The sequence below is a fragment of the Paenibacillus faecis genome (assembly GCF_008084145.1).
GTDB classification, from domain to species: domain Bacteria; phylum Bacillota; class Bacilli; order Paenibacillales; family Paenibacillaceae; genus Fontibacillus; species Fontibacillus faecis.
The window spans coordinates 61,064-74,773 of record NZ_VSDO01000001.1; the positions used below are offsets into that span (position 1 = coordinate 61,064).

General features: G+C 53.0%; 14 protein-coding genes. 5 read left to right on the plus strand and 9 right to left on the minus strand.

Features of this window, described 5'->3' with window-relative positions; all coding sequences use genetic code 11:
* Window positions 1-67: 67 nt before the first annotated feature.
* Window positions 68-1,393, minus strand: coding sequence for a voltage-gated chloride channel family protein (locus FRY98_RS00280; protein WP_148449611.1), 1,326 nt, complete (start codon window positions 1,391-1,393; stop codon window positions 68-70).
* 161 nt (window positions 1,394-1,554) lie between these two features.
* On the opposite strand from FRY98_RS00280, the gene FRY98_RS00285 reads away from it, so the two are divergent.
* The gene (locus FRY98_RS00285; RefSeq protein WP_148449613.1) at window positions 1,555-2,649 is read left to right on the plus strand and encodes a chymotrypsin family serine protease; all 1,095 of its coding nucleotides are present in this window, start codon (window positions 1,555-1,557) and stop codon (window positions 2,647-2,649) included.
* Window positions 2,650-2,706: 57 nt separating this feature from the next.
* Here the strand turns inward: FRY98_RS00285 and rpoD are convergent, their stop codons facing one another.
* From rpoD to FRY98_RS28335, 3 genes are all read right to left on the minus strand, one after another.
* Complete coding sequence (gene rpoD, locus FRY98_RS00290; protein WP_148449615.1) at window positions 2,707-3,603, minus strand: RNA polymerase sigma factor RpoD; 897 nt, start codon at window positions 3,601-3,603, stop codon at window positions 2,707-2,709.
* A 261-nt stretch (window positions 3,604-3,864) separates the two neighbouring features.
* A complete protein-coding gene (locus FRY98_RS00295; RefSeq protein WP_148449617.1) occupies window positions 3,865-4,509 on the minus strand; it encodes a DsbA family oxidoreductase in 645 nt (214 codons plus the stop codon).
* Window positions 4,510-4,572: 63 nt separating this feature from the next.
* On the minus strand, window positions 4,573-4,728 hold the full coding sequence (locus tag FRY98_RS28335) for a hypothetical protein (protein ID WP_170286986.1): 156 nt from the start codon (window positions 4,726-4,728) through the stop codon (window positions 4,573-4,575).
* A 395-nt stretch (window positions 4,729-5,123) separates the two neighbouring features.
* Between FRY98_RS28335 and FRY98_RS00300 the strand changes: the two genes are divergently transcribed.
* The 3 genes from FRY98_RS00300 to FRY98_RS00310 all read left to right on the plus strand — a co-directional run bounded on the left by FRY98_RS00300 (window position 5,124) and on the right by FRY98_RS00310 (window position 9,343).
* Entirely contained in the window at window positions 5,124-6,029 is a 906-nt protein-coding gene (locus FRY98_RS00300) for a hypothetical protein (RefSeq protein WP_148449619.1), read from the plus strand.
* A gap of 226 nt (window positions 6,030-6,255) precedes the next feature.
* Window positions 6,256-8,556: an Ig-like domain-containing protein gene (locus tag FRY98_RS00305; protein WP_170286987.1), complete on the plus strand. Its 2,301-nt coding sequence runs from the start codon at window positions 6,256-6,258 to the stop codon at window positions 8,554-8,556.
* Window positions 8,557-8,647: 91 nt separating this feature from the next.
* Window positions 8,648-9,343, plus strand: a complete 696-nt coding sequence (locus FRY98_RS00310) for a metal-dependent hydrolase (RefSeq protein ID WP_148451131.1) — start codon at window positions 8,648-8,650, stop codon at window positions 9,341-9,343.
* Window positions 9,344-9,412: 69 nt separating this feature from the next.
* Here FRY98_RS00310 and FRY98_RS00315 read toward each other — a convergent pair whose 3' ends face one another.
* From FRY98_RS00315 to FRY98_RS00335, 5 genes are all read right to left on the minus strand, one after another.
* Window positions 9,413-10,639 carry an MFS transporter gene (locus tag FRY98_RS00315; protein ID WP_148449621.1) on the minus strand — a complete coding sequence of 409 codons (1,227 nt, stop codon included), beginning with the start codon at window positions 10,637-10,639 and terminating at the stop codon, window positions 9,413-9,415.
* 137 nt (window positions 10,640-10,776) lie between these two features.
* Window positions 10,777-11,394 (minus strand): TVP38/TMEM64 family protein, encoded by a 618-nt coding sequence (locus tag FRY98_RS00320; protein WP_148449623.1) that lies wholly within the window; start codon window positions 11,392-11,394, stop codon window positions 10,777-10,779.
* Window positions 11,378-11,935 (minus strand): GNAT family N-acetyltransferase, encoded by a 558-nt coding sequence (locus FRY98_RS00325; protein ID WP_148449624.1) that lies wholly within the window; start codon window positions 11,933-11,935, stop codon window positions 11,378-11,380. The genes FRY98_RS00320 and FRY98_RS00325 overlap by 17 nt, the downstream gene beginning before the upstream one ends.
* Complete coding sequence (locus FRY98_RS00330; RefSeq protein WP_148449626.1) at window positions 11,916-12,209, minus strand: antibiotic biosynthesis monooxygenase family protein; 294 nt, start codon at window positions 12,207-12,209, stop codon at window positions 11,916-11,918. Before FRY98_RS00330 ends, FRY98_RS00325 begins: the two co-directional genes overlap by 20 nt.
* A 27-nt stretch (window positions 12,210-12,236) precedes the next feature.
* Window positions 12,237-13,136, minus strand: coding sequence for an NAD(P)/FAD-dependent oxidoreductase (locus tag FRY98_RS00335; protein ID WP_148449628.1), 900 nt, complete (start codon window positions 13,134-13,136; stop codon window positions 12,237-12,239).
* Between the two features lie 174 nt (window positions 13,137-13,310).
* On the opposite strand from FRY98_RS00335, the gene FRY98_RS00340 reads away from it, so the two are divergent.
* The gene (locus FRY98_RS00340) at window positions 13,311-13,667 is read left to right on the plus strand and encodes a DUF2512 family protein (RefSeq protein WP_148449630.1); all 357 of its coding nucleotides are present in this window, start codon (window positions 13,311-13,313) and stop codon (window positions 13,665-13,667) included.
* The last annotated feature ends 43 nt before the right edge of the window (window positions 13,668-13,710 follow it).

Below are 13,710 nucleotides of genomic sequence, written 5' to 3' on the forward strand. Positions count from 1 at the left end.
GGATGCCCCCTAATATGCAGCAATGCAAAGAGGATCCGGCTCGACCGGATCCTTCTTCTTTATGGCGTTATTTATTTTTGCGATTCTTCCACGCCGCCAGGGTCATGCCTTCGGCCATCGGCCATCGGCCGCTTTTGGAGGAGCCGATTTGCTGGGAACTGTAAATCCCGCTGTGTCCCGAGAAGACGTAACTGACCATACAGGCGATAAAAAGATAGAGCGCCCCTTCGGAACCGAACAGCTCGATCCCCATAATAAAACAAGCCAACGGCGTATTTGCGGCCCCGCTAAAAACCGCGACAAATCCCAACGCGGCGAGAAAAGGAGCATATAAATGCAGCCATCCCGCCAAGGAATGCCCCAGAGTCGATCCGATAGCGAACAGCGGGGTCACTTCCCCTCCCTGAAATCCGGTGCCCAGAGTCAACGCGGTAAACAGAAGTTTCCAAAGGAATGCGAGCGGCGATATAACACCACCCTCACTTTGAAAAGAATCCGCGATCAGGGAAGTCCCCAGCCCCAAATAATCGCGGGTTCCCAGTACGTAAACGAACGCGATAATCAGAATACCGCCCACCGCGCTTTTCAGCACCGGATTCGGCAACAACCTGGTGAACTGGCGCTTCAAAGCATGCGTAAGCCCGCTAAAGCTTAAGGCGGCGAGCCCGAACAGGATCGAGGCCAACACCACCTTCAGCAATACCGCAGCCGACAAAGCCGGGACGGGGCCCATCCCGTAATGCAAATGATGTACTCCCCAGATCTCAGTAGCAATCAGGTCACCTACAAAACTGGCGGCAAAACAAGGAACTAATGCGCGATGACTGATCAGCCCGAACGCGGCCACCTCCAGCCCAAATACGGTTCCGGCCAGCGGAGTGCCGAACACCGAGCCGAAACCGCCGCTTATGCCGCACATCAAGAGAATTTTTCGTTCCGGTTCATTAATCTTTATCATGTTTCCAAACCACTCGGCCAGACTCCCGCCCATCTGTACCGCGGTTCCTTCCCTTCCCGCCGATCCGCCGAACAGGTGGGTTCCAAGCGTACCCAGCAGCACCAATGGGGCCATGCGAAGCGGGATCCGTTCGGTTCCGTCTTGAATGCGTTCAAGAATTAAATTATTACCTTTGCCGCTATTGTTACCGAATTTCATATACAAATAGCTGATCATCGCGCCCCCGGCCGGAAGCAGATAGAGCAGCCACTCATGTCTTACCCGTTGCCCCGTAACAAAATCGAGACTTAGCAAAAAAACCGCCGATGCGCTTCCCGCCATAACGCCGACCGCGCTCCCCAGCAGCAGCCATTTTAGAAACGAGCCCGGATAAGCCGCATACGAAAGCGGATCCGCCGATTTTCCTCTCCAGGCGCGCCCTTTGTTTAGTTTCATATGTAAACGCCCCTTTTTTCCTCCAAAATAAATACATTTCAGCGCAGTAAACCAGAATAGTTTATCCCATGCAATCAGGCCCGTCAATAAACTTGGTTCCATCATCCCCTATTCGCCCTCCGCGCATAGAATAAAGCAACTCCAAAGAAAAGGTGATGCCATTGTCCAGCTATCGTAAGGCCTACTTGCTCAAGCAGCGCTACGCCGCACGGATGCTTAAACAGCTCGGCGTTCACGGGATCGGCGTCGGTTTCAAAGATCCGGCCAAGCCCCGGAAAGGGGCGGCGGTCATCGTTTATGCGGATGCCGCCACCTCTGCCGCCGCCGGGCGAAAACGTGGAAAAGCCAAATCCACTCGCGCGGTGGTTTTGCCGGCCAAATTAAAATCGGCAGTCCCGGTTCGTATCGTACGAACAGGCAAGTTTCGTAAACACGGCTTAGACGGATTAAAATTTAGACGGCGCATTCGCCCGGTGATTGCCGGTTACAGTGTCGGAACCCCGAATGTTTCCGGAACGGCGGGACTCATCATTAGCGACAAAGGCTGTCCGAAGAGCCGATATATCCTCAGCAACAACCATGTGCTCGTAAACGAGAACACGGACCGCCGCTCCCTTACGCTTCAGCCCGGCGGCGCCGACGGCGGGACGCTACCACGCGATCAAATCGGCGTGATGGACCGGTTTGTCCGGCTGCGGAAGACGAAACCCAACTTCCTTGACGCCGCTACTTCCAAGCCGTTTCGCCGCAGCCTGCTTCGTCCGGAATACGCCGTGTTCGGACGCGTTCCCGGCTATGTGCGGACCTACAAAATCGGCGACAAATTGAAAAAAGTCGGCCGTACGACCGGTGTCGTGACGGGGACGGTGGAGTCGATCCATACGGATATCCAGGTTGACTACGGGGATTACGGAGGGCTAGGGACAATCACTTTCAAAAACCAAAGCGTGATCCGCGGAAAACGCCCTGTTTCCTTAAGCGGGGATTCGGGGTCCGTCTGGCTGACGCGGTGCGGAAACCTGGCCGCTGCGGTCAATTTTGCCGGATCGGATGAAGGGCGGTTGTCGATCGCTTACCCGGTGGATTGGTTCATGCGGGTATTTGGGACCCGCGTCGCATCGGCCCGAAAATGCCAGCTTAACTCCCCGGGACGCGGAAGCAAGCAAAAGTTTATGTGCGTACAACCCTTATCGGGGAAAATCATCAAATCTCTGCGTCCCCGAAAATGCCGAACCGTTGGAAAAAAGACAAAATAAAAAAAGCTCTCTCCAGGACGGGGTCCTGGAGGGAGCTTTTTTGTTTCAAGCTGCGGTTTATTCCATAAAATCCTTCAGTCGTTTGCTGCGGCTCGGATGTCTCAGCTTCCGCAGCGCTTTGGCTTCAATCTGACGGATCCGTTCGCGGGTAACTCCAAACTCTTTACCCACTTCTTCGAGCGTACGAGTCCGTCCGTCGTCCATGCCAAAACGCAAGCGAAGCACGTTCTCTTCCCGCTCGGTCAACGTGTCCAGCACTTCTTCCAGCTGTTCCTTCAGCAGCTCGTAAGCCGCGGCTTCAGCGGGAGCCGGAGCATCGTGATCCTCGATAAAGTCGCCCAAATTGGAATCGTTCTCCTCGCCGATCGGCGTTTCCAACGATACCGGCTCTTGCGCGATTTTCATAATTTCGCGCACTTTCTCGGGCGTAAGATCCATCTCCTTGGCGATTTCCTCCGGAGTCGGTTCGCGGCCGATCTCCTGCAGCAATTGCCGAGATACCCGGATCAGTTTATTGATCGTTTCCACCATATGAACCGGGATCCGGATCGTTCTTGCCTGGTCCGCAATCGCCCGCGTGATCGCCTGACGAATCCACCAGGTGGCATAGGTGCTGAATTTAAAGCCTTTGGAATAGTCGAACTTCTCCACCGCTTTAATCAAGCCCATATTCCCCTCTTGGATCAGATCCAGGAATACCATACCTCGGCCAACATAGCGCCGGGCGATGCTGACAACGAGCCGGAGATTCGCCTCGGCGAGACGGCGTTTGGCATCTTCGTCCCCCTGCTCGATACGCTGGGCAAGCTGAATTTCTTCATCCGCGGACAAAAGGGGGACGCGCCCGATTTCTTTAAGATACATGCGAACCGGATCATCAATTTTGACGCCCGGCGGCAGACTCAGGTCATCTGTAAAATCAAGTTCACTGCCTTTTGTCAAATCCTCTGTCATGGCTCAGACCCCCACCCTAGTAATGGAAAACAGTAACAATTTTTTTTCTAACGACGGCATACCCTATTTGACAAATTAGTGCTATTATGCTATTATATAAGCAATGTTGAATTGATTTGCCTTTTATTTGACTATCCGTCATTCTAACACATTTAATGTTATTTTACAAGATTATTTTTTATGAATGATAATATACGCTGGTCCCTGGGACCAGCGTTTTTTGTTCCCCTCTTTCGTAAACTCCTCTGAAAGAAACTCCATTTACACGGGTTCGCGATCGGCCCAAACCTGTTCCAGCGTATTCAGGAACACCTCTGTGGGCTGGGCTCCCGTCACGGCATATTTTCCGTCCAGCACGAAGCAAGGCACCGCACGGATCCCCAACTCCCCGGCTAGCCTCTCATCCGCACGCACCTGTTCGCCGTAATCGTCCGATTTAAGCAGGTCGCTCACCTCTTCCCCGTTTAGACCTGCCCCTTGCGCCAGGAAAATTAACGTTTCGGTATCTCCGATATGCAAGGAGTCCGTAAAATACGCTTTAAACAACCGCTCGGAAATCTCCGCCATCTTCCCTTGCTTTTTGGCATACTGCGTTAAACGGTGCGCATCGAAGGTATTGGTAGGGATCATCGTGGCAAATCTGTATACCAACCCTTCTTGCTCCGCCTGTTCCGCTACCCGGTCATTGGCGGCTTTGGCCTCCTCCAGCGACATTCCGTATTTGGCCGCCAACAGTTCCTGCATGCTCGATTGAACCTCCTTGGACATGGAGGGATCAAGCTCAAAACTGCGGAAGATCACTTCGACTTCGTCTTTATGTTTGAAGAGATCAAGCGCTTTTTCAAATCGTCTTTTCCCCAAATAGCAAAACGGACAAGCATAGTCCGACCAAATTTCCACCTTCATGCATTAGCTCCTCCTTATGTTTTCCCAGCGTACTCCTTATTTTCATGCGGGAGTGTCGTTGTGTTACCGAATCAGCCCCATCTCCCTGGCCTGATCCTCCGTCAGAATGAATTGTTCCGTCTCCCAAATCTCGTCTTCGGAAGAGATGCCGAACGCTTCCATCACCTGTTTCCAGATCCCTCTTTCCACCGCTTCGCTTTGGGTGATGATAATTTTCATTTCGCCCCGCTCCTTTTAAAATCCTTTATTTCTATGATAACCGACCTGTAGGCCTTTGAAGCTTCTTTTCATTATATCGCATAAACCGGACCACCGGCCTATAGTTCCCGGTGAACCCGTCGAAAACTGGATACCCCTGTTAATATTTCTATTTTTTTAGCAAAAATAATCCTTTTGACCTATGTCAAAATTCGACAATCCTGACGAAAATATGAGCATAACCCTTTCTTAAGTCATAATTCCCTCGACATTCAGGGATATTCGACCTAAAGACTGGAGGACTTTCTTTTGCGGGAGGTAAGGCCTGGAGTTCCATCTGTTCCCTTTTTGTGTCGTCCGCTACTCCTAGTCGCAATTCCACAACTCGAAGATCAATAAAGGAGTGTACATCTTCCGTGAAAACTATCGCTACCCCCCGCAAATTTGCCGTGCTGCTTGCTGCTCTTCTGCTTTGCTCGCTTCTGGTCGGCCCGTTCGTTCACGCTGAATCCGGGAGCGTCTCCAAAGCGAGAACGACCTGGTTGTGGCACACCGCTCTTATCCAGACTGACTCGTCCGAATTGCTTGACTTTGCAAAGTCCCAAGGCGTCGGAATCCTGTATCTGCAAATCAGTACGAAAGTGGATCTTGCCTCCTACCGTTCTTTTATTCGCCAGGCCACGGAAATGGGCATTGAGATTCATGCCTTGAACGGCGCCCCGGATTGGGCGCTCGAAACAAGCCGTCCGAAATTGGACGCGTTTATGACATGGATTCGCGATTATCAACGAAGTGCAGCCCCGGAAGAAAAGCTGGCAGGAATCCAAGTAGACATCGAACCTTATCTGCTGCCGATCTGGAAAACGGATTACGCCGCCCTGGTGAACCAGTGGCAGAATAATATCAATCAACTGGTCGCCCAGGCTTCGGACATAGGTCTTCCGCTTTCGGCCGCGCTTCCTTTCTGGCTGGATAATTACAAAGTGCCGGACAGCGAGCAATCGTTAAGTTCCTGGATGATCTCCAAATTCGATAGCGTCACTCTCATGTCCTACCGGGACAGCGCCAAAGCGATCTACGATACGGCCAAAACGGAGTTTGCCGAAGGTGAAGGCATGAACAAGAAAATCTACACCGGTGTCGAAACCAAACCTTCAAAAGAAGGGAATTCCATTACTTTTTACGAAGAAGGCATTGATGTATTGAACGAACAGCTCGTCCTGCTGGAACAAATGGGCGGCTCACATTCCTCCTTCGGCGGGATCGCCGTCCATGACCTCGTCGGTTGGATGGACCTCGCCCTTCAAAAAGTAGCGCAATAAGCAATAGGTTAACAAAACCCCGATCTTCAGTCCTGATCTTCCGGCTGGAACGGGGTTTTATATTTTTATCAATGTTTGACAAAAAAAGGACAATTTAAGGTTATTGCAACTGCAAAAAAAGTGCATCACAATATTACAAAATTAGATGTTGGAGCGTATCCACTATCTTTCATATCCCCTAAACGGAAACGACCGATGCTGCCGCTCCGGAAAGAGAGGGTTCCCTATGCCAAGACGTGAACAGGTTGTGCTTCACCGTTTCTCCGGCGTCTTTCGGTTCAGGTGGTTGTTTGCTTGTATCTTCCTCTGTCTCGTCCCTCTGATCGCAATACCGGCTCCAAGCGCTTTTGCCGAATCCAGACTGACTCTAGATTCCCCTGCGGAGGGTGAACAGCTTCCCCCGGGTATAGTCAGGATTAGCGGGCAGTATTCCGAAACCTATGATATCAAGCTGGTCGTGAACGGGCTCCGGCAAATCCCCACCGTCATGGAAGCCACCTATGGCTCGGAAAGCGGCACGTGGTTTGCCGATCTCGACACCTCCAGGTTCGATGGAACGATCTCCCTTGTGGCCAAAGGCACCCAGACCTCCACCCGTTACGGCGTATCCAGTGCCACCACTGCCGTCTACGTGGATAATCCGCAGGTTAGCATCCCGCAGGTGCAAATTGTCAGTCCCGAAGACGGGTCAAAAATCAAAAGATCCACGAAGCTTCCCGTCAAAGTCCGGGTAGACGCCAAAAACGACATCGATCGTGTCGAGGTCCGGATCAACGGCGGTCCCTGGGCAACGGCTCTGCCCCGAAAAGGGCAGTACGAGTACATTTGGAACACCAAGAAATCCAAGAACGAAACCTTCAGCATCGAAGCCAGAGCGATCGATGAATACGGAAACGAAGGCCGCAGCACGACCTCGTATGTTTACACGGGACTGAAGAATGTGGAGCCTAATACGCTCCAACCTCAAGACCGGGCGATCTGGATTTGGGAAAAAGCCGCGTATAATCTCTTTTTGAATCCCGGTTCGAAACATGCATTGAAAGCGCTTGCGGACGATACGGACACCTTCGGGTCCGATCCGATCACCACGTTTTACATCGGAGTGTTCCCGTATGAAGGCGTGGATATTCTTGAAGATGAGCCGGAACGGGTCCGGGAATTTGTGAAATGGGCCCACGACAACGGTTATCAGGTGCATGCCTGTATCGCCGGGGGGACCGTTCCTCCCTACTATGGCGCGCTCGCTCCCTTTCACGGCTATGCCATCCGCGAGATGGAGAAGGTGATCAACTACAATCTGTCCTCCGCACCCGAAGAGCGGTTTGACGGGGTCAATGTCGATATCGAGCCTTATATTCTGCCCGAATTCCGTGCGCAAAAACCGGAAGTACAGCTTCAATACCTGGACATTCTGCAAAAAATGATTGAACGCAGGGATACGGCCGGGATTCACCTTCCCTTCGGTCCCGCTATTCCCCGCTGGTTCGACAGCAGCGATGTCGCCCAGGATATCACCTGGAACGGTGAAACCAAATGGCTCTCCGAGCATGTTCAGGATATGAGCGATTACATCTCGATCATGGATTACCGGGACACCGCGGATGGCAGCGCGGGCATTATCGTTCAGGCGCAAGGCGAACTGGATTACGCGGCTTCTATCGGGAAACCCGGTTCGGTCGTCGTCGGCGTGGAAACGCTCGATATCGCCAACAGCGGAGATCCCGAAACGATCACGTTCCGCGAGGAAGGCAGAACCTATATGGAAGCGGAGCTGGATAAGGTGTACGCCGCATTTGCGGAGCATCCGGCGTTTGGCGGTATCGCCATGCACCATTACGATTCCATTCGCTGGCTTCCCTCCGAATGGGGGCCCGGCGGCTTCAAGTGGACGATGGATCCGCCCGACGTTTCGCCGCCTTCTCCCTTGAACGGAGACCCTACGGCTTCGACGGTCAATCATAGCTCCATCGATTTGAATTACGGCCGCGCCACCGACGATTCCGATATCGAAGAATATATCATTTATCGCAGCACGGAGCCCGGATTCGTACCGGACGACTCTCTTATCGGGGGCAGATCCCGCGATTTGTCTTACCGGGATTCCGGGCTGCTTCCGGATACCGTTTATTACTACAGAGTGGCGGCGGTGGACATCAGCGGAAATATCGGCCCGGCTTCCGCCGAGGTGGCATCCGTCACCACCTCCACCTATCTGCGCCCGATGATCGTCGGCGACATGAACGTTACGTTTGACGGTACCCGGGCGAAAGTCACCCTGCAGGTGATCGATCTGGAAACCGGCGAAGGCATCCCCGCAGAGGTGCATGGCCGCTTTGTTTATAACGGCGGCAAATACGTGGATCTGCAGACCGATGCCGACGGCTACGCCACGGCGACCTCCGAAGCACTCCCGCCTGCCTCCGGCATGGTCGGTTTCTGGCCTCAGCGGATCGTGGCCGGCGGATATTATTGGGCCTCCGCCTATGACCGCCCGCACATCGCTACGGTATCCTGGCCGGAAAACTGACCGGGGGGGTAATCCTAGATTTTGAGAGTTTGGATCGCTCCGTTTATAATGGAAAAGAGTGTAATTCCAATGAGTAAAGGAGCGATCCATGATGAAATTGACCTATTTGGGACATTCCTGCGTACACATCGACACAGGCCAGTACCGGTTGATTATTGATCCTTTCCTGACCGGAAATCCTGCCGCCGCAGCGAAAGCTGACGAGATCGAAGCGGATTACGTGCTGCTCACTCACGGTCACTTCGACCATCTCGGGGATGCCGAGGCCATCGCCAAACACACCGGGGCTACGATCGTGGGCATCGTGGAGCTGGCGGACTACTTTAAAGCGAAGGGATTGACCACGGTCGGGATGAATCTCGGCGGATCGTTTCAGTTTCCCTTCGGCCGCTTGACATTCACCCCCGCCCTGCATAGTTCCTCCGTAGTGATAAACGGAACGAATGTTTACCTTGGCGTTGCGGCGGGCATCGTGCTTGACCTGAACGGCTTTATTATTTATCACGCGGGAGATACCGCTCTGTTCAGCGACATGAAGCTGATCAAGATGCGCCATTCGATCAATCTCGCGTTTCTCCCGATCGGCGATTACTTTACCATGGGGCCGGAAGAAGCGCTCATTGCGGCCGAATGGCTGGAGCCTAAACACGTCGTTCCCGTCCATTACAACACGTTCGGGTTGATCGCCCAAGACGGCGAACAATTCGTGAACCGCCTCGGCAAGCTCCAAATTCAAGGGCATGCCCTGAAGCCGGGCGAGAGTCTCGACACCGATTCCTGGAGCTGACACGGCATGCTAAAAAGTCTCCACGCTCCTTTTTATATGAGCGATGGAGACTTTTTAGCATTGCTTTTTTCAGTCGGTTAATTCCCGGCCTTTGGTTTCGGTTCCCAGCCACAACACCGCCGCGGCCCCAATGAGAATCGCGGCGAAGAAAATCCAGAAAATCGCCCCGATCGCGACCTCCCGGGCGACGAGCATGCCCACCAGATAAGGCCCGATAATCCCGCCGATCCGGCCAAAGGAGGCGGCCAAGCCCACTCCCGTGGATCGCACGCGGGTCGGATACAGCTCCGGGGTATAAGCGTACATGCCGCCCCATGCTCCCAGGTTGAAGAAGGAAAGGCAAATGCCGGCGGCGATCAGCATTCCCTCGCTGGTCGAATTGCCGAACCATGCGGCACTGGCCGCGGTCAGGAGCAAATAGACGACCAGGACGAATTTACGGCCAAACTTCTCGATGAAGTAAGCCGCCGTAAAGTAGCCCGGCAATTGGGCCAGCGTCATAATCAGCACGTACTCGAAGCTTTTTACCAAACTGAAGCCTTTAAGCAGCATCACATTGGGCAGCCACAGAAACATGCCGTAATAGGAAAATACCACCGTAAACCAGAGAACCCACAGCATGATCGTGGATTTTCGGTGCGGGCTTGCCCATACCGATACGAAGCGCTCCCGGACGGACAGTCTTGCCGCGGCGCCGGCGCGGGCCTGCTCCTTAAACCGCGGCGGGTCTTGAATCGATTTGCGCAAATAGAGCGCATAGAGCGCTGGAACGGCACCGATGATAAAGGCGGTCTGCCAGCCGTATTTCGGGATGACGAAATAGGCGATTAGAGCGGCGGCGATCCATCCGGCGGCCCAAAAACTTTCCAGCAGGACCACCGCCCTCCCCCGGTCTTTCACCGGGACGGATTCGGAAACGAGCGTGGAGGCCACAGGTAACTCTCCGCCGAGCCCAAAACCGGCAATAAAGCGAAGCAGCAGCAACACCGCAAAACTGGTGGCCGCGGCCGATAATCCGCTGGCGATGGAGAAGATCAGCAGCGTCCAAAGCAGCACCGCTCTCCTTCCGTATTTATCGGCCATAATTCCGGCGATCGCGGCCCCTACAGCCATCCCGACGGAGTTCATACTGGTGAATAACCCGGTTTGCTGCGGCGTCAAGCTCCACTCGGTAGCCAGAGCGGCCGCAATAAATGAAATGATGCCGACATCCATCGCATCGAACATCCAGCTGAGTCCGGCGCTGAAGAGCAGCTTTCGCTGCCCCGGCTTAGCCGGCGTTTCCGCAGAATTCATAAATGTCTCCCCCACTTGTCAGCATGTTATACACGTATGTATAGCTTGCTACTTATTTTAGCAAATAATGCTAATCTTTTCACAAAAAATAAGCTTACACCAAAAAGCTGCGCCTCCCTGATAGGGAAACGCAGCTTTTATTTCGCTTGCGCGGACATTCCCCGGTCTTTCTTAATCAGCAGCCGCTGCCGGACAAAGAACAACGCCAGCAGGACGATCAAGAAAACAAGGTAGGAAAGTATCAGGATTCGCAAATCCATGCCGGGAAAAACGATGGAAGCGCTGAGGATGCCGAACAGCCAAATACTCGACAAATTGCCTACGATATTCGACCAGGTGTACGAACGCGTTTTGATGTTGGAAATGGCGGACATGAACGAGATCAGGTTGTTGGGCATGATCGGGATAGTACGAAGAAAAATAACGGCCCATACGCCGTATCTGTCCAGGCTTTTTTGCCATTTTTCGTATTTGTTCAGTTTGGACAACCATCTGCGGTGAAACCGGTCGGCAAACAAAAATTTACAGAGCAGATATACCACCATGCCGGCGAAAGATCCGGCAACCCAACTGGCCAGCAATCCTTCCTTGACACCCAGCACGGAAATATGCAGCATAACTAAAGTAGCAAAAGGAAAAACTCCCACGATCCCTTGAATCAGGGCCAGGGGAAGCGTAATCAACAGAATACCGAAGCCCGTAAGTCCGGTAATTTCCAACAGCCATCCGGTGAAATGTTCAATAAGCTCGTTCAACGCCTTCGTTCCCCATTCCGTCGCCTGGTTCGACTCTTCTCCCCAGAATGACCAAATCTCGTTCCACCCCATCCATATTGGCTACGCGGGGCAAAAAGGCCCACTTCTCAAAGCCGTGCTTCTCCAGAAGAGCCAGGCTAGGTCCATTATGGGCAAACACAAATCCCAAAACCGTCTTGACGGCAATTCGCGGACAATACGCCAATGCCCTCCTCAGCAAGATACTGCCGATTCCCCGGGAACGGTATTCGCCCGAGATGTAAATACTGATTTCAGCCGTTGCCAAATAAGCCGGCCTTCCGTAGAAGGATTGAAAACTAAGCCACGCGATGACCTTTCCGTTCGCTCTCATCACCCACAGTGGACGAAAATCGGGCGAATGCTCCTTAAACCAGCCAAGCCGGCTCTCCACGGTAATCGGTTCCAAATCGGCGGTAACCATCCGGCCCGCAATCGTTTCGTTATAGATCTCCACGATCTCCTTCAAATCCTCCAACGTCGCGTCATCGATCATATAGTCTTTAAATTCGGATCTGGACATAATGCTCGACCGTTGGAAAAGGATCGTAGAAATGATGCAGCAAAGCCTTCCACTCCTCATATTGCGGCGATTTGCGGAAGCCTACTTCGTGATCGGTAATCGAATGCCACTTGACGAGCAGCAGATACTTATCCGCCGTTTCCACGCATTTGTGGAGCTCATGCTCTATGTACCCGGGCATTTGCGAAATGATTTTGGAAGCTTGGCGGAAATTGCTCTCAAATTCATTGATTAAACCCGGCTTGACATTCAGCTCGGCTACTTCCAATATCATGGTCATCCCCTCCGATTTCTGATTATATCACGGACGGAGCGCTTTATGTATCCAAATCGCCGCGAGCGATCCCTCGCCCATGGCGACGGTCACCTGCTCCGCGTGAACTCCCAGATCTCCGGCAGCAAACACGCCCTCCACATTTGTTTTTTTGCTCCGCGGATCGGTCAGCACATGCCGGTTTCCGCTAAGTTCAACGCCTAACTGCCCCGCCAGATCCGAATGAACCCGGTTGCCTCCAAACGCGATAAATCCCCGCTCGGCGGCAAAGGTTCGCCCATCTTCCAAAATAACCGCATCGATCCGGTCGCCTTGCTTGGCCACGACTTCAGAAATGATCCCGGTTTCGTATCGTATGCCGGCTGCCCGCAGCTTGGCCATTCGGTCCTCCGTGACCCGGATGGCTTCATGGTTAATGTACACTAAGGAACGGGCGCGTTCCGCCAATACTAGAGCCATGTCCGCTCCCGCATCTCCGGCGCCCATCAACACCGTGTCCCGGTCCTGAATCTCATGGCCGTCGCAGTCTGGACAAATATAGACCGTGGAGCCCAGCACGTCGGCCATACCGGCAATCCCGGGAATACGATCGGTGATTCCGGTGGCGAGCAGCAGCGTTCGCGTAATATAGGTGTTCCCCGCCTGATCGGTCAGCTTAAACGTCTCCTCCGCCCGTTCCGCCTTGACCACTTCCGCTGTCTGAAAGAGCACTCCCAGGGATTCGGCCTGCAACCGCCCTCTTTTTCGCAGCTCCGGGCCCGATATCCCTTCCGGAAATCCGAGAATGTTCCGGTAATTCCGGCAGAGCACGGACCTCCCCCGCTCAGCGTCAAGCACGAGAATTCGGTGAACGTCATACCGTCCCAACTGAATCGCCGCCTGCAGCCCGGCTATCCCTCCACCTACGATGATACAATCCTGTACCATGTTTATCTCCGCTCCTTATAATTTCGTATTGTCGTTTTTAAACCCGTTGCGCCTTTACTAATATTGTTTATCTCCCTCCTGTTTCATGCATCCCGCATATGAGGTAATGTAGCAGGGAAGCCTAGGTTCTATATAAACAGTAAAATCAGGTTTCAATTCAAAGGAGGTGAAATCATGGATAAAATTTTGGTAAAGCTGCTCGGGAACGGGGTCATCGTCGTCGCTATGATGATGCTTCTCAGCAATGCCTCTTTTATCGGTTCGCTTCTGACGGCCGTTGCGCTGTCCGCATTGGCTTATTTGTTGGGCGATTTGTTCATCCTGCCTCGAACCAACAATATCGTCGCCAGCCTCTCCGACTTTGTCCTGGCCTTCGCGTTCATTTGGGCGATCTCCGCCAATGCCGGCTGGACGCTCTCCATGGGTGAAATATTCTTGATCGCTCTGGTCTTGGGGCTGTTTGAATACGCATTCCATATTTGGCTGCTTAAGGACGGAATCCGCCGCGATGAGAATATGAGGGTCCGTTAATCTCCTTATGGATTCCTCATTATAAGGAAATAAAATAAGCCTA